The sequence below is a fragment of the Paenibacillus tritici genome (assembly GCF_013204885.1).
Classification (GTDB): domain Bacteria; phylum Bacillota; class Bacilli; order Paenibacillales; family Paenibacillaceae; genus Paenibacillus_AQ; species Paenibacillus_AQ tritici.
The window spans coordinates 66420-85363 of sequence record NZ_JABMKX010000019.1; the positions used below are offsets into that span (position 1 = coordinate 66420).

19 protein-coding genes are annotated in these 18944 nt (G+C 53.0%); 3 read left to right on the forward strand and 16 right to left on the reverse strand.

The window, feature by feature from the left end:
* Positions 1-3 precede the first annotated feature (3 nt).
* The 3 genes from HQN87_RS26675 to pdhA form a co-directional block, all read right to left on the reverse strand.
* Positions 4-1656, reverse strand: a complete 1653-nt coding sequence (locus HQN87_RS26675) for a 2-oxo acid dehydrogenase subunit E2 (RefSeq protein WP_173139525.1) — start codon at positions 1654-1656, stop codon at positions 4-6.
* 100 nt (positions 1657-1756) lie between these two features.
* Complete coding sequence (locus HQN87_RS26680) at positions 1757-2734, reverse strand: alpha-ketoacid dehydrogenase subunit beta (protein ID WP_173139527.1); 978 nt, start codon at positions 2732-2734, stop codon at positions 1757-1759.
* Between the two features lie 15 nt (positions 2735-2749).
* On the reverse strand, positions 2750-3817 hold the full coding sequence (pdhA, locus tag HQN87_RS26685; protein ID WP_173139529.1) for a pyruvate dehydrogenase (acetyl-transferring) E1 component subunit alpha: 1068 nt from the start codon (positions 3815-3817) through the stop codon (positions 2750-2752).
* Positions 3818-4081: 264 nt separating this feature from the next.
* On the opposite strand from pdhA, the gene HQN87_RS26690 reads away from it, so the two are divergent.
* Complete coding sequence (locus tag HQN87_RS26690) at positions 4082-4813, forward strand: alpha/beta hydrolase (RefSeq protein WP_173139531.1); 732 nt, start codon at positions 4082-4084, stop codon at positions 4811-4813.
* Between the two features lie 136 nt (positions 4814-4949).
* Here HQN87_RS26690 and HQN87_RS26695 read toward each other — a convergent pair whose 3' ends face one another.
* Positions 4950-5423, reverse strand: a complete 474-nt coding sequence (locus HQN87_RS26695; RefSeq protein ID WP_173139629.1) for a low molecular weight protein-tyrosine-phosphatase — start codon at positions 5421-5423, stop codon at positions 4950-4952.
* Positions 5424-5588: 165 nt separating this feature from the next.
* Between HQN87_RS26695 and HQN87_RS26700 the strand changes: the two genes are divergently transcribed.
* Positions 5589-6230, forward strand: a complete 642-nt coding sequence (locus HQN87_RS26700; protein ID WP_173139533.1) for a thiamine diphosphokinase — start codon at positions 5589-5591, stop codon at positions 6228-6230.
* Between the two features lie 280 nt (positions 6231-6510).
* Positions 6511-7050, forward strand: coding sequence for a C40 family peptidase (locus tag HQN87_RS26705; protein ID WP_173139535.1), 540 nt, complete (start codon positions 6511-6513; stop codon positions 7048-7050).
* Between the two features lie 44 nt (positions 7051-7094).
* Here HQN87_RS26705 and HQN87_RS26710 read toward each other — a convergent pair whose 3' ends face one another.
* The 12 genes from HQN87_RS26710 to rnz form a co-directional block, all read right to left on the reverse strand.
* Positions 7095-7859, reverse strand: a complete 765-nt coding sequence (locus HQN87_RS26710) for a winged helix-turn-helix domain-containing protein (RefSeq protein WP_173139537.1) — start codon at positions 7857-7859, stop codon at positions 7095-7097.
* Between the two features lie 124 nt (positions 7860-7983).
* Positions 7984-8286 (reverse strand): Dabb family protein, encoded by a 303-nt coding sequence (locus HQN87_RS26715; RefSeq protein WP_173139539.1) that lies wholly within the window; start codon positions 8284-8286, stop codon positions 7984-7986.
* Positions 8287-8300: 14 nt separating this feature from the next.
* The gene (locus tag HQN87_RS26720) at positions 8301-9368 is read right to left on the reverse strand and encodes a ThiF family adenylyltransferase (protein ID WP_173139540.1); all 1068 of its coding nucleotides are present in this window, start codon (positions 9366-9368) and stop codon (positions 8301-8303) included.
* A 146-nt stretch (positions 9369-9514) separates the two neighbouring features.
* Entirely contained in the window at positions 9515-11071 is a 1557-nt protein-coding gene (locus tag HQN87_RS26725) for an ABC-F family ATP-binding cassette domain-containing protein (RefSeq protein WP_173139541.1), read from the reverse strand.
* Positions 11072-11216: 145 nt separating this feature from the next.
* Positions 11217-12725: a serine/threonine-protein kinase gene (locus HQN87_RS26730; protein ID WP_173139542.1), complete on the reverse strand. Its 1509-nt coding sequence runs from the start codon at positions 12723-12725 to the stop codon at positions 11217-11219.
* 123 nt (positions 12726-12848) lie between these two features.
* Entirely contained in the window at positions 12849-13916 is a 1068-nt protein-coding gene (locus tag HQN87_RS26735) for an SAM-dependent methyltransferase (protein ID WP_173139543.1), read from the reverse strand.
* On the reverse strand, positions 13913-14695 hold the full coding sequence (locus tag HQN87_RS26740) for an ABC transporter ATP-binding protein (protein ID WP_173139544.1): 783 nt from the start codon (positions 14693-14695) through the stop codon (positions 13913-13915). The genes HQN87_RS26735 and HQN87_RS26740 overlap by 4 nt, the downstream gene beginning before the upstream one ends.
* Positions 14695-15018 (reverse strand): thioredoxin family protein, encoded by a 324-nt coding sequence (locus tag HQN87_RS26745; protein ID WP_173139631.1) that lies wholly within the window; start codon positions 15016-15018, stop codon positions 14695-14697. Before HQN87_RS26745 ends, HQN87_RS26740 begins: the two co-directional genes overlap by 1 nt.
* A 2-nt stretch (positions 15019-15020) precedes the next feature.
* Positions 15021-15872 carry a deoxyribonuclease IV gene (locus HQN87_RS26750; RefSeq protein ID WP_173139545.1) on the reverse strand — a complete coding sequence of 284 codons (852 nt, stop codon included), beginning with the start codon at positions 15870-15872 and terminating at the stop codon, positions 15021-15023.
* Entirely contained in the window at positions 15862-16677 is an 816-nt protein-coding gene (locus HQN87_RS26755) for an Fpg/Nei family DNA glycosylase (RefSeq protein ID WP_173139547.1), read from the reverse strand. The genes HQN87_RS26750 and HQN87_RS26755 overlap by 11 nt, the downstream gene beginning before the upstream one ends.
* Positions 16678-16724: 47 nt before the next feature.
* Positions 16725-17513, reverse strand: a complete 789-nt coding sequence (locus tag HQN87_RS26760) for a TIGR01457 family HAD-type hydrolase (protein WP_173139549.1) — start codon at positions 17511-17513, stop codon at positions 16725-16727.
* Between the two features lie 315 nt (positions 17514-17828).
* A complete protein-coding gene (rnz, locus tag HQN87_RS26765; protein WP_173139551.1) occupies positions 17829-18758 on the reverse strand; it encodes a ribonuclease Z in 930 nt (309 codons plus the stop codon).
* Between the last annotated feature and the right edge of the window lie 186 nt (positions 18759-18944).

Here is an 18944-nt window from a genome sequence, read left to right on the forward strand (position 1 = left end):
TAATTACACCTCCATAACTAACATATCAGGATTTGCAAGCAGGGTCTTAATGTAATTCATGAAATTCTGTGCAGTTGCGCCGTCAATAATACGATGGTCGAAGCTCAGGGACAGGGCCATTACAGGTGCTGCTACGATTTCGCCATTCTTCACAACAGGCTTCTCAGTGATACGTCCGGTTCCGAGAATTGCAACTTCAGGGAAGTTGATAATCGGTGTGAAGAACATACCGCCAGCGGAACCGATGTTGCTGATCGAGATCGTGCTGCCTTTCATTTCATGCGGAGCCAGCTTGCCGTCGCGTCCGCGGACAGCCAGATCTGAAATCGCACTAGCGATCATCCAGATACTCTTACGGTCAGCATCCTTAATGACAGGAACGATCAGACCGTTGTCTGTATCTGTAGCGATACCGATGTTGTAATATTTCTTGTAGACAATTTCGTTCGTAGCTTCGTCAATCATTGCGTTAAGCGCAGGGAACTGGCGGGAAGCTGCAACGAGTGCCTTCACGATGAACGGAAGGTAAGTAACCTTCACGCCCTTCTTCTCGGCAACAGGCTTCATACGGGCGCGGAAGGCTACAAGCTCAGTAACATCCACTTCGTCCATAATGGTAACATGCGGTGCAGTGTATGCCGATTTAACCATAGCATTGGCAATGGCTTTACGGATACCCTTGAATGGTACGCGTTCTTCTTCCAGGTTGGCATTGCCGGACGCTGCCGGTGCTGCTGCCTTAGCTTTTGGCGCTTCCGATGCCGCTGCAGGTGCAGATGCTGCCGGAGCCGCTGCCGCAGGGGCTGCTGATCCGCCCTTCAGGAAGGCTTCCACATCTTCAAGGGTAATCTTGCCGTTCTTCCCGGAGCCGTTCACCTTGGAGATATCAACGCTCTGGTCGCGGGCAAACTTGCGTACGCTTGGTGTTGCCAATACTTCACGGTCAGGAGCTGGTGCTCCTGCCGCCACTGCCGGGGCTGCGCCTTGAGAAGGAGCTGCTGCCTGTGTACCGGATGCTTCAGCGTGGCCGCCTTCCTGCTGCGGAACATCACCTTCTGCTGCAATGATAGCCACAACTTCACCTACGCGGCATACCTGGCCGTCTTTGGTGAACACTTCTACAACCGTACCGTTGACAGGAGAAGGAACCTCCACGACAGCTTTGTCATTCTGAACTTCCATGATGATATCATCATCGGTAATCTTGTCGCCGACCTTGATATGCATCTTGATAATTTCACCTTCATGCAGGCCTTCGCCCAGTTCAGGGAATTTATATTCGAAGTTCGTAGCTCCGCCGGTTGCAGGGCTGCTAGCTGCTGGAGAAGAGGTTGTATCTGCTCCGCCTTTGGCTGCATCTGCTTCCTGGGTAGCCTGTTCTGCCGGATGGCCGCCTTCCTGCTCAGGAACGTCGCCTTCTGCATCAATAATGGCTACAACTTCGCCAACACGGCATACTTGGCCATCCTTGGTGAAGACTTCAAGCACTGTGCCGTTGACCGGACAAGGAACCTCTACTACCGCCTTGTCGTTCTGAACTTCCATTACGATATCATCATCGGTTACTTTGTCGCCGGCTTTGATATGCATTTTGATAATTTCACCTTCATGCAGACCTTCGCCCAGCTCAGGGAACCGGTATTCGAATTTTGCCACCTTGATAACCTCCTAAAAGTTATGTTGAGCTCTTCCAGCTAATCAGTCAATCGCAGAAACGGCTGCCGCCCTTTTACAAGGACGGCAAGGTCGTTACTTCCTAGAATTCCATCACTTTCTTAACTGCCGCAATTACACGTGCAGGTGTAGGAATCCAGGTATCTTCGATTTGTGCGAACGGGTAGATCGTATCAGGACCTGCTACACGAAGCACCGGGGCTTCCAGGTGCAGCAGAGCTTTTTCGTTAATCTGAGCGATGACCTCTGCGGCTACACCGGAGCTCTTCTGCGCTTCTTGTACAACAATTGCACGGTTGGTCTTCTTAATAGAAGCAACAATAGTGTCGATGTCAATCGGGCTAACGGTACGCAGGTCGATAATTTCAACTTTGATGCCGTCCTTCTCAAGCTGATCAGCCGCTTTGGCAGCAGTATGCACCATTAGACCGTAGGTAATAATGGAGACATCCGTACCTTCGCGTACTACATTGGCTTTGCCAAGTTCAACGGTATATTCACCTTCAGGCACTTCTGCACGGAAAGCATGGTACAGATTCAAGTGTTCCATGAAGAATACAGGGTCATTATCGCGGATCGAAGCGATCAGCAGTCCTTTGGCATCGTAAGGGTTGGAAGGAATAACCACCTTGATCCCCGGACTCTGGGCAATCAGGCCTTCCAGGGAATCGGTATGAAGTTCAGCAGCTTTAACGCCGCCGCCGAATGGAGTGCGGAAGACTACAGGAGCATTATATCTGCCCCCGGAACGCCAGCGCAGGCGAGCCGCCTGAATAACGATCTGATCAAGAGCTTCAAAGATGAAGCCCACGAACTGGATTTCGGCAATCGGACGGAAGCCCTGTACGCCGAGACCGAAGGCCAAACCGCCAATAGCGGACTCTGCCAGCGGTGTATCGAATACGCGTTCTTCGCCAAATTCCTTCTGCAGCCCTTCCGTTACACGGAATACGCCGCCAACATTACCAACGTCTTCTCCGAAGATAAGAACATTAGGGTCACGATTCAGTTCAACGCGCATTGCGTCACGGATTGCTTCTTTCATATTCATCTGTGCCATTGCCTGATATCCCCCTTATTCAAAATCGGCTTTTTGTTCTTCAAGATGTTTCGGAGTTACCTCGAACATGCTGTCGATCAAGCCGGGAATGGTCATTTTTTCGGTCTGTTCTGCTTTTTTAATCTGCTCGTTAACAGTAGCTTTCGCTTCTTCTCTTACGCGCAGAGTGTCTTCTTCGGTCCAGAGGCCTTTTTTCTCCAGGTACTTGGCAAGACGGGCAATCGGATCTTTCTCATTCCATTGTCCTTCTTCTTCCTTCGTACGGTACTTACTGGCATCGTCGGACAGGGAATGCGGACGGAAACGGTAAGTTACCGCTTCGATCAGCGTTGCACCTTCACCCTTACGGGCACGTTCAGCAGCCTGCTGTACCGCGGAGATTACGGCGAATACGTCCATACCATCAATCTTGATTCCCGGAATCCCTGCTGCAACCGCTTTGTGGGCGATGGATTTAGCAGCCGTCTGCTTCGAGAACGGAGTTGTAATGGCATAACCGTTGTTCTGAACGAAGAAGATAACCGGCAGTTTGAATACTCCTGCATAGTTAAGGCCTTCATAGAAGTCGCCTTCTGAGGAACCGCCGTCACCAGTGTATGTGATCGCAACGTTCTGCTGTTTCTTCAATTTGAAGCCCATAGCAATACCGGTAGCATGCAGGATCTGTGCTCCGATAATGATCTGCGGCATAAGTACATTAACGCCTTCAGGAATCTGTCCGCCATGCTGATGTCCGCGGGAATACAGGAAAGCCTGATATAATGGAAGTCCATGCCATACGAGCTGCGGAATATCGCGGTAGCCCGGGCAGACGAAGTCTTCCTTCTGCAGAGCGAACTCGCTGCCGATCATTGTCGCTTCCTGTCCGGATACCGGCGCATAGAAGCCCAGACGGCCTTGACGGCCCAGGTTGACAGCACGGTCATCCCAGGTACGGGTAAATACCATACGGTACATAATTTCTTTCAGTTGGTCGTCGGTAAGATCAGGCATCATTTCCTTGTTGATAATTTCTCCATCCGGGGAAAGAACCGAAAGGGCCTCAACGTCCTCTGTATACACTTCATAGGGAACCTTAGTCATTATCTTCACCTCAATAAAAAAATTTGAATATCAGTGGTCTCTGTTATAGAATTATTATACACCTGTTGTATCTGTTTCGTCAAAGAAATACGCATAAAATTTATGTTTCCATAAATTTTGTATGTATAACAGACGTTTGAAAATCCTATAACAGATCAAAGGATATTTATCAAGTAAATGATATATCCCACATTGGCGGCCTGGTAATTGAAACGAAACACTAAGTCTTATGCAAAATTCGACATGAAAGGTGACGATTTGACAATGAGCGAACCTGTTTTTCTGAAACGTACAATAGTGAAACAAACCCTGTGGAGCGAACATCTGCAGGAAGAGCGCAAGCTGCGCATCTATCTTCCCCCCGGCTATAATGAAGTACTCAGCTATCCCGTTGTCTACTGCCAGGACGGAGAAGAATTCTTCAACTTCGGCCGGATTGCTACACTTGCCGGCCAGCTGATTCTGGAGCAGGATGTGGAACCCTTCATTATAGTGGGCGTTGAAGTGAACGTGGCTGTCCGCACCGCAGAATACGCTCCGTTCGGCAGCCGCTTCAAGCAGTACCTTTCATGCTTCGCCGAAGAGATTATTCCCTTCATTGAACATAATTATCCTGTCCGGCGTACACCCGGCGAACGGATTATAGCCGGAGATTCCCTGGGCGGCAGTGTCTCATTGCACCTCGCACTGGCTTACCCTGGATTATTCAGCCGAGTTCTCAGCCTGTCGGGTGCTTATTATCCGGAGACCCGCGATCTGCTCGCCCGCGAAGAGGATCTCTCCTGGCTGCAGATCAATATGGTTGTAGGTCTTCAGGAGAGAGATTACAAGACCGATACGGGAGTCTATGATTTCGTTGAAATGAACCGGGAGACCAAGGCGATGCTGGAATCCAAAGGAGCTACAGTCTCCTACCGCGAGAAGGATGGCCAACATCTCTGGGGATTTTGGCAAAAAGAGCTCCCGGAATCATTACTCTATTTCTTCCGCCCCTGAAACAGCTAAAAGAACCCGAAAAGTGAACATCTTACGAACTTATGTATGTGACATGCCTGACTACGCTTTCATTCAAAAGCGGACCCACGGTGCCGATCCTTAGAAGATAAGGACGGCAACCGGTCCGGCTGCAGCGTTATGCCTGCTGAAGCTTCTCATGAATGATCCGTTCCAGCAGCACGTCACAACCGGCATTGATTAAATCATACACCTGCTCGAAATTTCCGGTGAAATACGGGTCAGGCACTTCACGAAGCTCCTCGTCAGGCAGCAGGTCCATGAAGAACAGCAGCTCTGACTTCTCGCCTCCGGGAAGCTTGCGCACATTCTCTCCATTGGACTTGTCCATGCAGATGATATATTCAAACCGCCCGAAATCCTCACCGCTGACCAGCCGGGCTCTCATATTCTCATAGCTGATTCTGTGCAGATCAAGAATTCGCCGGGTCCCTTCATGCGGCGCTTTGCCGACATGCCAATCCCCGGTTCCCGCGGAATCCACTGAGATTTGACCCTCCAGCTGACGCTGCTCAATCTTATTACGCAGCACGGCCTCTGCCATCGGAGACCGGCAAATATTCCCCAGACATACAAATAACACGTTTACGATCCCTCTCACCTCCAATGATCAAGCATACTTACAAACTGTGACAGAATGGTGCAGATAACCGCACTGTCTTTATTTTAACGTTAGCGCGGCAATTGTACAACTTTTCAAACTGCTATATACTGTTCAGGATGATGAACTTAAGTGAACATTAAGGAGGGGGACCCATTGCCATCCGGGCGTATCGTTATTGTTGCAGGCGGTGAGCTGACAGCAGAATGCCTGCACCTATTAGATGAAGAAGATTATATTATCGGCGCTGACCGGGGTGCGCTTTTCCTGATTGATCACGGATACACCCCCCAGCTTGCAGTCGGGGATTTCGATTCCGTAGCTCCTGAGGCGCTGCAGCGGATTCAGGCGGGAAGCAAAGAAACGATCAGCTGTGATCCGGTGAATAAAGACTTAACCGACAGCGAAATGGCTCTTGATCTTGCCTTGAATCTCCAGCCGCAGTCCATTCTGCTTATCGGAGTAACCGGAACCCGTATGGATCATACCCTGGCCAGTATTCAGATGATGACAAGGGCGCTCCAGCGTCAGGTTGCCTGCTCTATTATGGATGCGAATAATTACATTACGCTAACCGGCTCGCAGGCGGTTGTGGAGGATCGCGGGTATACTTATGTCTCCCTGCTGCCCCTGACTCCCGAAGTTACGGGAATTACACTTAAGGGCTTCCAGTACCCCCTGGAGAATGCCACTCTCAAGCTGGGCCAATCTCTGGCTGTAAGCAACGTGCTGCTGGAGCGCAGCGGAACCGTTACGATTGAGAGTGGACTTCTGCTGATTATTCAGAGCAAGGACTGAATACATAGATCTATGGAGACATCGCTGTAACCTTTGTTTCAAAAGTGTAAAACCGGGAATTCCCTTGAATGATAAGGGTTTCCCGGTTTTTTTTGATCTGCTGCAGCGCTAAATATTAATATTTTGTAACTTTTAATGAGATTTTAATAAAACGCTTTCATTGTATATCCCGCCTGCATTTAGGGGGACTCTGCCATAATTTAGGACGTCTATAACCTGCTATACTACGAATCAGAGAAAGAAACTACCAAATAGATTACAAACTTGGAGGTAACACAACATGAATAAGCAACAATGGATCAAACAAGCAATTACCATCGGATTGTGCACAACAATCGGGTTCAGCACATTACTCGCCACCGGAGCGGGAACAGCACCTGCTGCTGCCTCAGCGGTATCCGCTGATTCGGTATCGGCCGACTCTGTATCCGCATCCGCTTCCGGTTCAAAGGTGGTCAGCTTCGGCAAAAAATACCTGGGTACGCGTTACAAGTTCGGAGCATCCACTTCGACTACCCGTTATTTTGACTGCTCTTCCTTTACTCAATTTATTTTCAAAAAATATGGCGTGAATCTGCCGCGTACATCCGTAGCCCAATCCAAAGTCGGATCATCCGTCAGCAAAGCTAATCTGCGTGTCGGCGATCTGGTGTTCTTCTCTAGCGGAAGCCGGGCAAACGGAAGAAACGTAACCCATGTGGCTGTCTATGCAGGCAATGGCAAGATCCTTCATACTTATGGCTCACCAGGTGTCACCATCTCCGATCTCAACTCGGGCAACTGGAAAAAGACTTACCTGAAGTCCCGCCGCGTACTTTAAGGACAAGTCTTCCAACCGGAGAGCTACGCTTCATCCGTTGGCCGTCAGCTTGTGGCCCCGCTCTCCGGTGCCCGCAGTACATATCCGGTTCCGCGCACCGTATGAATCAGTTTATTCCGGCGTCCTTTGTCCACCTTGAGCCGAAGATGCCGGATATAGACATCCACTACATTCGTATCCGCATGAAAATGATACCCCCATACCTGCCGTAATATTTCGTCTCTGGGACACACTTCACCCAGATTCACCGCCAGATAGTGCAGCAGATCGAATTCCTTGGGGGTCATCATCAGCTCTGTTCCGTCCCGGCTGACCTGACGGCGGCCGGGATCGAGAAGCAGTCCATCCACTTTAAGCAGCGAGGCCGTTTCTTTCCTGCGGCCTGTCAGCTGAAGTAAATTCAATATTCTGCGTTTGAACTCACCGGTATGTACAGGCTTCCCCATATATTCATTACCTCCGGCTTCAAAGGCCGAGACTGCCGCCTCCCCCCTCACTTCTTGCAGTCCCCCAGAGAGGGATATCACCATCACCGGCAGAATCATCCCCTCATTCCTGGCCTCCGAGACGGCTTCCCAGCCAGCCCAGCCTCCGGGTTCATCCAGTTCGGCGAGCAGGAGTACAGGCTCACCGCCTGACAGCAATAAGCGAAGGCTTTCCAAGTCTTCGCTTATTGCTGTTTTCATACCGAGACTGTGGATTGCCTCCTCAAGCTCTATTTGGCCGGATTCACTAGAATCTCCGTCTGCTGCTGCCTTCCGCTCATCCGGGACCGGGCCGGGCCTATACCATGCGATCAGTTCATTCATCCGGGTACTCCCCCTGAAGCAGTCTTGCACCGGCTGTGCCGCAGCAGATGAGCTTAGCATCTCCGATTAGCAAAGAGACCATTCCGCCGGAATGGTCTCTTTGCTAATCATTGCCGCTTCTCGGTTACACCATGAAGTCGATCTCCTGGAATGCAGCAACCTGGGTGTCCCAGCGCTCCGCTACAAAAGCCTGGTGATCCGGATGATTATTGTAGGCATCATAAGCCGCCTGATCCGCGAATTCCATCGAGAATCCGTACTGATAGTCACATTTGACACTGACCTGCCGCAGCACCTCGAAATGGTTCACTCCTGGAATGGCACTGAGAATCTCTGCACCGTCCCGCAGAAAGGCGCGTGTCTCTTCAGTGTCCGGGGCCGATTTCAGTGTAAAAACAGCCATATGCCTGATAGCTCCCTTGTTCATGCGTATCTCCTCCGTTACCCGAAATACCGGTGATAATAGCTGCGGGCAGCAGCGATATCACTGGTTCCATGTATCAATGCTCTTCCGTCTGCGAACACAACCATACGGTATGGCTCCTCCGTAAAAGAAACCAGGTACGGATTGCTCTCCACCTTGCCGCTGTTCAGCCTGGAGAGCCGGGCGGCAGTCTCCTGCAGATTCAGGCTTCTGCGGTTCGCCGGACGGATCTGGACCGTATCCCTGCCGCACAGCACATCGCTGCGCTCTGTATTGGATGCCGACAGATAAGGATAGACCGGTGATTCGCCGCAGGAAGGGCAGTCTATTTTCTTCGCCCCCCTCACGCCGATCTCCTGCTGCTCATTCCGCCAGACATCGAACGTCAGCAGCTTGCCGCGCAGCTTCTCCTTATATCCGCCGAGCAGCTTCAGCGCTTCCGCTGTACCGTTGGCTGTAACCATCTGCACCGCTTGCGGAAGGATACCAGCTGTATCACAGGTATCCCCGCCCAGCGGAATACTCCCCAGCATACAATTCAGACACGGCGTCTCGCCTGGCAGGATGGTGTAGGTGATGCCGTAACTTCCGACACAAGCCCCATAGATCCAGGGGATACCGTGTTTCTGTGCCAGGTCATTCATGATCAGCCGGGTATCGAAGTTATCCGTTCCGTCCATGATAAGGTCCACTCCTGCCAGCAGGCCTTCCAGCTCCTCGGCACGTACATCCAGCACATGGGCCTCCACCGTAATTTCCGAATTGACCGCCATTAGTCTGGATTGGGCTGCCGCCGCTTTGGGCATCCGCACATGGGCATCCTCTTCCGTATAGAGCTGCTGGCGCTGCAGATTGCTCCATTCCACATAATCGCGGTCCACCAGAATAAGCCGCCCTACCCCGCAGCGGGCCAGCGTCTCGGCGATGCCTGTCCCAAGCGCTCCCATTCCGACGATCAGCACACATGAATGTGCCAGTCCCTGCTGCCCTGCTGCGCCGAATGGCGTGAAGCGGACCTGTCTTGAATATCTGCCGTCTCTACCGGCCGAAGAAGCCGGTGCCGGTATATTGTTGTCAGGACCCATCTCTGAACAGCCCCCTATGTAAGTAATTAGTAAAAAATCCGGGAAGAGCGCCGTTACCTGCTCTATCCCGGACTCTATTTCAAAATATTAATTTCTCGCTGAAACGATACCGTCCTTTAAAAGGACGGCAAAGCCGTTTCCACTGGTTATACTGTCTGCGCAGACCACTGTTCCACATTCCATACCTTCGTAACCCAATCCTCGTAGAATTCCGGTTCATGGGAGACCAGCAGAATGGTTCCTTTGTATTCCTGCAGCGCCCGCTTAAGCTCCGCCTTGGCAACAATATCAAGGTGATTCGTAGGCTCATCGAACAGAATCCAGTTGCTCTCCCGCATCAGCAGCTTGCACAGGCGTACCTTAGCCTGCTCGCCGCCGCTCAGCATGCTGAGCGGGCGGGTAATATGTTCATTCTTCAGCCCGCAGCGCGCCAGATGACCACGCACCTCATTCTGGGTGAGACTGGAGAACTCATTCCACACATCCTCAATCGGAGTGATGTTCTCCGCCTTCATCTCCTGCTGGAAATACGCTGAACTCAGGTAGTCTCCCAGATAGGTTTTTCCGCTATAGGTAGGAATTACACCCAGGATGGTTTTGAGCAGAGTAGATTTGCCGACACCGTTGTAACCGACAATCGCAATCTTTTCTCCGCGTTCAATCATCATATTAAGCTTGCTCGGAAGCAGCGGACGATCATACCCGATTTCAAAATCAACACCCTCGAACACGGTTTTCCCGCTGGCCCGGCTCTCCTTGAACTGGAAGGTAGGCTTCATCGCCTCTTCCGGTCGGTCAATCCGCTCCAGACGCCCAAGCTGCTTCTCACGGCTCTTGGCCCGGCCTGAAGTGGAGGCTCGCGCTTTGTTGCGCTGGATGAAGTCCTCCTGCTTTTTGATGAAATCCTGCTGCTTCTCGTACGCATCAATATGCTGAGCCTTGTTCATACCCGCCATTTCAAGGAACTTCTCATAGTTGGCCGCATAGCGGGTCAGCTTCGAGAACTCCAGATGATAGATCACGTCGACCACTTTATTCATGAATTCCGTATCATGGGAGATCAGCATGAAGGCATAAGGATATTGCTTCAGATAATTCGTCAGCCAGTCAATATGCTCCACATCGAGATAGTTGGTAGGCTCATCGAGCAGCAGTACATTCGGTTTCTCCAGCAGCAGCTTCGCCAGCAGAACCTTGGTCCGCTGTCCCCCGCTCAGGGAGGTTACATCCCGGTCCAGACCGATAGCCGAGAGGCCCAGGCCATTGGCCATCTCTTCGACCTTCACATCAATAAGATAGAAGTCGCCGATATCCAGCTGCTCCTGAATTTCGCCCATTTGCTCCAGCAGCAGGTCCAGCTCCTCGGGAGTGGCTTCACCCATCCGGTCCGTGATCGCCAGCATCTCATTCTCCAGCTCCAGCAGCGGCAGGAACGCATCCTTTAGCACATCGCGGACAGTTTTGCCTGCCGTAAGCAGAGTATGCTGATCCAGATATCCGTAACGGACACGCGGCGTCCACTCTACCTTGCCGCTGTCCTTCAATAATTTGCCGGTCAAAATATTCATCAGCGTCGATTTGCCTACGCCGTTCGCCCCAACAATTCCTACATGCTCTCCATCCAGCAGACGGAAAGACACCTCTTTGAACAACATCCGGTCCCCAAAATTATGGGAAACGTCTTCTACAGTAAGTAAACTCATAAATTCTCCGCAAGCTCCTGTCTATATTGTAAATATAACGAGGTTCAAAATAAATATATATCACTCCATTCTAGCACAAGTACATACCTCACTGAAATAGAAAATAAGCCTAATTTCAGAAAACCAGTCAGAAAACAGTAACACCTCAGCTTTTTTTCTGAAAAATCCCACTTGAAAGTCGGGGTGCCGAGGTCAAGCCAAGCCAGCCCCTGATCGCCCGAACCAGCTTCCCCTTGCTCTGAAAAGGGTCCTGTTGAAGCGGCAGCGGGCATACTCCGCCAGATCCCAGTGCGGAAGCCAGTAGAGCGGCGTTATGTTCCCCCGCCAGCGGCAGGCCAATCCGCCATTCCGGCCGGGGAACGAGACCTCTGCGGCGCAGCCAATGGAGGAGGTCTGCCAGCCGCCAGTCTGCGCCAGATGCAATGAGAAGCGGCACCGTACTGCCGGTGAATACATCCAGCGCCCCCTCGCCGCCGCCTGTCCCAAGGTCCAGGACAATGAAAGAGTAGGATTGATCCGGCCGCTGAGGGAGTCCATCCGCAGGGGCAAGCTTCCAAAAGTCCACATGGTTCCAGGTAAAGGGACGCTCCGGCATATCCTGAACACTGCCGCATTCGGGGGCGTCAGCCATTTCCTTCATGCGGTTAAATACCTGTGAATCCGGGCTGCAGTCCACCCATGCAGTCAAGCCTGACTGCGACAGGCAGCTGCTTACGGCCAGAGAGGTATGGGTTGTCCCAAGCCCGGAGGACACTCCCATGACTGCTACTACTATGGCCTGCCGGGGTTGTGCATCAACCGCAGGAATACGCCTGTGCAGCAGATAAGAGGGCGCCTTCTCTGCCCCGCCCGCTTCCAGCGCCTCCAGGGCGATTCTTACCTCTTCCGCGCTGGCATACCTTTCCTCCGGATGATGCCGCAGCAAACGTCTGATCACCGGAATCAGCCGGTCCGGAATATGGCCCTGCAGCTTCCTCTCCATCCCGGACTGCCAGGCGCTGAATTGGCCGCCTGAGGCCATGTACAGCAGCAGCGCGCCAAGACCGTATAAGTCCGACTGCGGGCTGCTCTGCCCGCCTCCATACTGCTCCGGGGCGGCAAATCCGGCCGTTCCGAGCTTCTCCGTATCCTCACCGGAGCCGCTTCTCAGCCTGCGCGCGATCCCGAAGTCAATCACCTTCAGCGAATACTCTCCGGTCAGCATGAGATTCGAGGGCTTCAGGTCACGGTAGATGATCGGCGGCTGATGACTATGCAGATAATGCAGTACCTCCAGGAGCTGCCGGGCATAACTGATGATTCTCGCTCCCTTCAGCGGAGCCCGCTGCTCCGCCATACTTTGGTGCAGGGTGATCCCCTCGATATAGTCCATTACCAGATAGGTGTAGCCGTCAGGATCAGGAGGGAAAAAATCCGCAATCCGCGGCAGCAGCGGGTGGTGCAGGGAGATTAGGAGCTCCGCTTCCGCCTGAATAGCCCCTGCCCCATAGCTTCCCTCCCGGATCACGCTCTCTTTCACCGCCCGCAGCATGCCCTGCAGCCGTACATCCTCAGCCAGATAGACCCGGCTCATTCCACCTGTCCCTATGAGTCTTGTGATGCGGTAACGCTCCCCCAGCACCTGTCCAGGGCTAAGTTTCCCGGCAAACTCCATAGTATCCCCGCCTATTCTCATTATGAAAAATAAAAAAAGAAAGCCCCCGCTGGTTGCACAAGCTGCCGGTGTGTAACCGGCGTGCAGATCGCGGGATGCTTTCCCTTGGTAATCCAATATAGATTAGTATTTAATCATATAAAGTGTAATTTCATCACGGTTGTGGAACAGCTGCTTTGCGCGCTGCACTTGCATCCGCTCGCCTTCAAACATGGCGATAATCTCCTTGATCATGGCCAGCGGCTTCTTATGCATCAGCTTCACTGTAACGATAGCCGTCCCGCCCGGTGTAAGGCTATGCAGCAGTCCTGTGACCAGCTTGGCCATCAGCTTGGGGCTCCAGCTCATATCGCAGACCAGCAGATCGAATTCGTTGTCGCGGAATTTGACCTCTCCGGCATTTTTGCGCAGAATCTTCAGCCCCGGATGCTTACGCAAGGATTCATGCATGAGCGCCGGATCAACGGCGGTGACCTTCAGGCCGCGCTCCAGCAGGAATGACGTCCAGCCGCCTGGAGAGGCGCCGATATCCACTGCGTTCTTGAAGCTGTAGAACGGAATGGCGAATTCCTTCTCCGCCTCCATCAGCTTGAACTTGGCCCGTGAGATTTGCCCGTCCTCCTTGCGGAAGCGGATCATTCCGCCATTCCAGCCGGACAGGTTCTCCTCCGGCCGGGAGACCCCGGCATAGAGTGCTTCACCGTCCGCATAGACGGAGATGACCCACGCCGGGTCCTGGACGGTGAACTCGGCGCCCAGGCTGTCGAGCCTGTCCTGCAGCCATTCGCGCAGTTCGCCCGGGCTCTCTTCCCAGAAGGAGGTTGCCCCTTTGCGGACATGCAGCGCCACCCTCCTGCCTACCAGCTCCGTGCGCCGGCTTAAATACACGGCCAGCCGTTCCAGAGCCGGCCGGTCGCCCGTGTCCTGGAAGTCTACAGGCTGAATGTGGCGCAGGAAGATCGGCAGGTTCCCGGCCAGCCTCTGCGCCACCTCCTCAGGCTCAGCCTCAAGCGTAGCCAGGAAGACTTCTCCGGGCAGCAGCAGGGTGCTTTTCACCGCACCGAACAGGCGGCGAAGCTCCTCCTGGGCATAAGGGGCGAAGCCATGGTTCGCCGTGCAGATGTATCTTGAGATGATCTTGTCGTGCGGAGCAGAATCCTGCTCCAGAGTATCTTCTGTGAAATCGTTCAAGTCGATGAGCCTCCAGGTCTTATTTTAATCCAGGGACGGCCGTTATCCCACTCCACAGTTACAGGAATATCAAAGGTAGCCATTAACATCTCCTGGGTCAGCACCTCATTCTTGGCGCCGGCTCCCGCCAGCTTCCCGTCACGGATCAGGGCCACATGGGTGAAGAGCGGTACAATCTCCTCCACATGATGGGTAACATATACCACCGACACATTGTGCTGCCTGAGCTTGTCAATCTCGGCCAGCATCTTCTCCCGTTCATAGAGATCCAGACCGGCGCAAGGCTCGTCCATGATAAGCAGCTTGGGCTCTGCGATCAGGCAGCGTGCCAGCATGGCCTTCTTGCGTTCTCCTTGGGATAACGAGCCGAACGGATGATACGCAAGCTCGCCGAGATTCATATCCTCCAGCAGCTTCAGCGCCTGCTCCCGGACACTTGGCGGAATCGCCTCGTAGAAGCGTAAGTACGCGTAGGCGCCCGTTGCCACGACCTCCCAGACAGGGTCGGTAAGCGAGAGCTTTTCCATCAGGGAAGGGCCGATATATCCAATCTCCTTGCGCACCTCGCGCAGATCACATTGACCATATTTGTAACCCAGCACTTCAACAGAACCCTTGCTGGGGAACAGATAGCCGGTCATCATTTCCAGCAGGGTCGTCTTGCCGGAGCCGTTGCGCCCGAGAATTACCCAGTTCTCCCCTTGCTTCATTTCCAGGGATACATCGTCAAGAATCTGGCTTTGCTCCCTGCGCAGGGACAGATGTTGTAAAGATATCATTATGAGGTCACTCTCCTTATGTATGCCAGCACCCGTTCAACAGAGCTAATAGAATAAATGATTTCCGGTTCAGTGCTGCGGTCAGCAGACACTGCCAATAATGCAGGCACACTTGAGATTTGATAGGTATTCACAAGCTGCGGCAGCAGGTTCACATTCCCCTCGGCAATGAGAAGGCCGGGCGGCAGCAGATGCTCAGCCACCTCAAGCATCCGCCGCGCAGCTTTGCAGGTTCCGCATAACGGGGCATGCAGAAACAGGACAAGCGGCTCACCCTTCGTTGAGAGCAGCTCCAGCAGCTCCGGCTGATTCATTTCCTTCATCTTCAATCATCCCCCGCCTCAAACCAGGTCCTCACAGCAGCAATTTCCGCTCTGTGCGTGCCATCCGGCCCCTTTTCTGTTTCCATAACGATCACTTTATCAGCCAGGGGCTCCATCTTCAAAAGCTGACTAAGTGCCGATGCCCCGATACACCCCTTACCGATTGCAGCATGCCGGTCCCGCCGCGAGCCGAATGGATACCGGGAGTCGTTCAGATGCACAGCATCCAGATTGGCCCAGTAACCCAGGTTCTCTCCGCGTCTAACGAATGCCTCCGTCTGCTGCGGATTCCAGGTCCCGGCAGCGAATGCATGGCAGGTATCGAAGCAGAAGCCGATCTTCTCCGGATAGCGGCTGAGCTCGCGGACCTTGACCAGTTCTTCCAGCGTCATGCCTTCATGCCCATGATTACCTGCCATGTTCTCAATCAGCAGCTTCGTCTGTCCATTCCAGTCAGCCAGGGTATCGTTCATACATTGTATAATATTTTGATACCCCTGTAACGGCTCCATTCCGGCAAAATGTCCAAAATGCACCACAATGCCCACCGATCCGCAGGCCTCCGCAATCTCCAGATCGTTACGCAAGGAGGCAGCCATCACCGCTCTGCCGCTCGGATCAGCAGCCAGATTCGTCGGATACGGGGTATGGGCAATTGAGACCATTCCCTGTTCCCGGCAATAGTCTGCACAGCTTCCTGCGTCGCGGTAGTCCACCGGCTTCAGCTTCAAACTGCGCGGATTCTTCGGAAAATATTGAAAACATGCTGCACCGCTCTCCCTGGCGGACCGGGCAGCCTGCCCGTAACCGCCGCGTATGCTGACATGTGCCCCTATGAAGGGCTTAGGCGTCATGCTGGCAATCCGGGCAATAGAACACCTTGCGTCCGGACAGCTCTGTCTTGATTATCGTTCCCCCGCCGCGCAGGCAGGGTTCGCCTTCGCGGTCGTATACCTTGCACGCATCATTATATGAACCGGTCACAGTATCGCCGGTCATGAATGGCATCTCCATATAACCGCCGATTTCGGTGGCTTCCGTTAATACTTTACGAATACTGTCGTAGAGCCGGTTCACCGCTTCCGGCGACAGGTTCTGGACGAGTGTGGAGGGAAGCAGCCGTGCTTCAAAAGCAATTTCGTCAGCATAGCAATTGCCGATTCCGGCCATCACCTGCTGATTGACCAGCAGACTCTTCAGTGCACCGCGGCGGCCCTTGAGTATTCCGGCGAAACGTTCGGCAGTCATCCGCCGGTCCAGCAGTTCGGGGCCGAGCTTACCCATTGCCGCTTCGCCCTCCTTGACGGACAGCAGATGCAGATACCCCAGGCGCAGCCCCATGAAGTAGAGGATGTGCTCACCGAAAGCCAGCTCCACCTGAGTCGTGCGGTCCGGACGTTCTTCCTCCGTGCCATAGAACAGGAGTCCGCCAAGCATCAGATGAAGCAGCAGTCTTCTGCCGTCATGCAGGTGGAAGAGGATATGCTTGGCGCGGCGTTCCACGAACACAATTCTTGCGTCCAGCAGGCCATTCACGAAATCCGCAGTCTCCATGTTGATGGTTTTTTCTCTATTTACGGTTACCCCCGTAATGGGGACATTTATTAGATGCTGGCTGAGCAGCTTTCTGTAATTCTCCATTTCCGGCAATTCCGGCATATTGTCATCTTCCCTTCTAGGTTGGTAAAAAGGTCATACCTTTGTCATTATACACTGAGCAGTACCATAAGTTCAGCTAAATCAGCACAAATTTCATCAGGCTTAACTCCGGTCAGCTTCTGGTAGTCCTCCAGGTTCTCCCAAGTTGTAAGACCTGTAAGCACCAGCACCGTCCGGCAGCCCGCATTTGCCCCCGCCGCTATATCGGTACGCATGTTGTCGCCGATCATCACAGCCTCCTCCGGTTTGATGCCGAGCAGCGATGTCGCATAAGTAACAAGATGCGTCTCCGGCTTGCCGATGACGACGGGCGGAACACCGCTGGCAGCTTCAATTGCCGCACCTATCGTACCGGCACCGGGCATCACTCCATCGTCAGAGGGAAGCATCAGATCCGGGTTGGTCAGTACAAACCTGGCCCCTTCCCGAATCCAGCGTGAGGCCCGTGCCAGTGCCTCATATGTAAAAGACCGATCAATCCCCTGCACCACATATTGCGGATTCTCCGTGACCAGGGTTAGTCCCGCCTCTTCACAGGCTTGCACCAGCCCCTCTTCTCCAAGTATCGCCACGGATGCGCCCGGAGATTCCCCGGCAATATAACGTGCAGCAGCAAGCGACGAGGTACAGACCTCTTCCGGCTTTGCTTCAATGCCCATTGCGCGTAAATGTCCTGCTACACTGGCTGGTGTCCTTGAAGAATTGTTCGTAACAAACAGAAACGGGATGCCGGCTGTCCGCAGTGCTTCTATAAGCCTGTCGGCCCCGGGAATCATTCTTCCGCCATGATACAGGGTTCCATCCAGATCAATTAATAAGCCTCCGATATTGTTCATAACTCCCCCTAGTAGATTGGAAATTTTCAATTCATCTCATTTATTATTAATACTATGAATTATATTTCAAAGCAGCGTGAGATCTTCCGGGAAATCGCGCTGCCAGGGGCATTATTGCCCGTCTCCCGCTGCTCATCACCGCTTAGTTTCGGCATTTTCTCTACTGCTTCGTCCGCATAACTCTTCCCGTTTAATTTAAATTTAACATTCTTCGTCGAACGGTAGCGAACACCTGCAGCACCGGGCTTTTTTTGACATCACCCTGTCATTTCCTGCGCTTTCCCGGAAAATAATTCATGCTTCAGGGTCATTTCCCTAGCTTCTCCGGTGGACCGGGAAGGTGCAAAACTCCTCTGCCAGCAGGGTATCCGGGAAGATCTCCTGCGCCTCTTTCAAGAGCGGAGCAAGCTCTTCCTGTGAGCTATAACGCGAGCTGAAGTGAGTCAGCAGCAGCTCCCGCCCTCCGGCATCCCGTGCCAATTCCGCCGCTTGCCGTGCTGTACTGTGATGATACTGATGAGCCATATCCGCCAGTTCATGGGCAAAGGTCGCCTCATGAATAATGAGATCTGCATCCTGAGCCAGCGGCAATGAGCCTGGGCAGGGCCGGGTATCTCCCAGTATCACAACAATACGGCCGCGTTTGGGAGCATGAATAACCTCTGCGGCCCTGATTATAGTTCCATCCTCAGTAGTGATGTCTTCCCCTTTCTTCAATCGGCCATACAGCGGTCCCGGCTTCAGTCCATAGCTCTTGAGCAGCTCGGCATTGAGATTCCCCGGACTGTCCTTCTCCGTGATCCGGTAGCCATAGCTGTCAATCCGGTGCTCCAGCAATCCCGCCTCCACCTTAAATGTCTCATCCTCAAAAACCAGCCCTCCGCTATGCTCCACGATCTCCAGCTTATAAGGAATACGGGACTGGCTGACCGCAAGTGTCGTCTCCAGGTACGCTTTGAGTCCCGGAGGCCCATACACTGTGAGCGGTGATGTGCCTCCCTGGTACCCCCGGCTGGAGATAAGCCCCGGAAGGCCAAACAGATGGTCACCGTGCAGATGGGTTATGAACAGCTTCTCCAGCTTGCCCAGCCGCAGCGGGGAGCGGAGAACCTGATGCTGCGTCCCTTCCCCGCAGTCGAACATCCAGAAGGTGCGCCGTTCTTCAAGCAGTCTAAGTGCAATCGAGGTTACGTTGCGCTGGAGTGTCGGTACCCCGGCATTCGTTCCCAAAAAATAAATTTCCATCATGCCCCTCCTCTCTCTTAACTAATATCCTCAGGCAGCCCATTTCTATTATCTTGCCGATTCTTATGAAAAGAATTCTACTCTGTTTTGGCTCCAAAAGCATCTTTTGCATGTATCATGTGCAGCATATAAATTCTTCTATCTTCAGCAAAAAACCTCCCGTTACCGGGAGGTTCCGAAAAGACG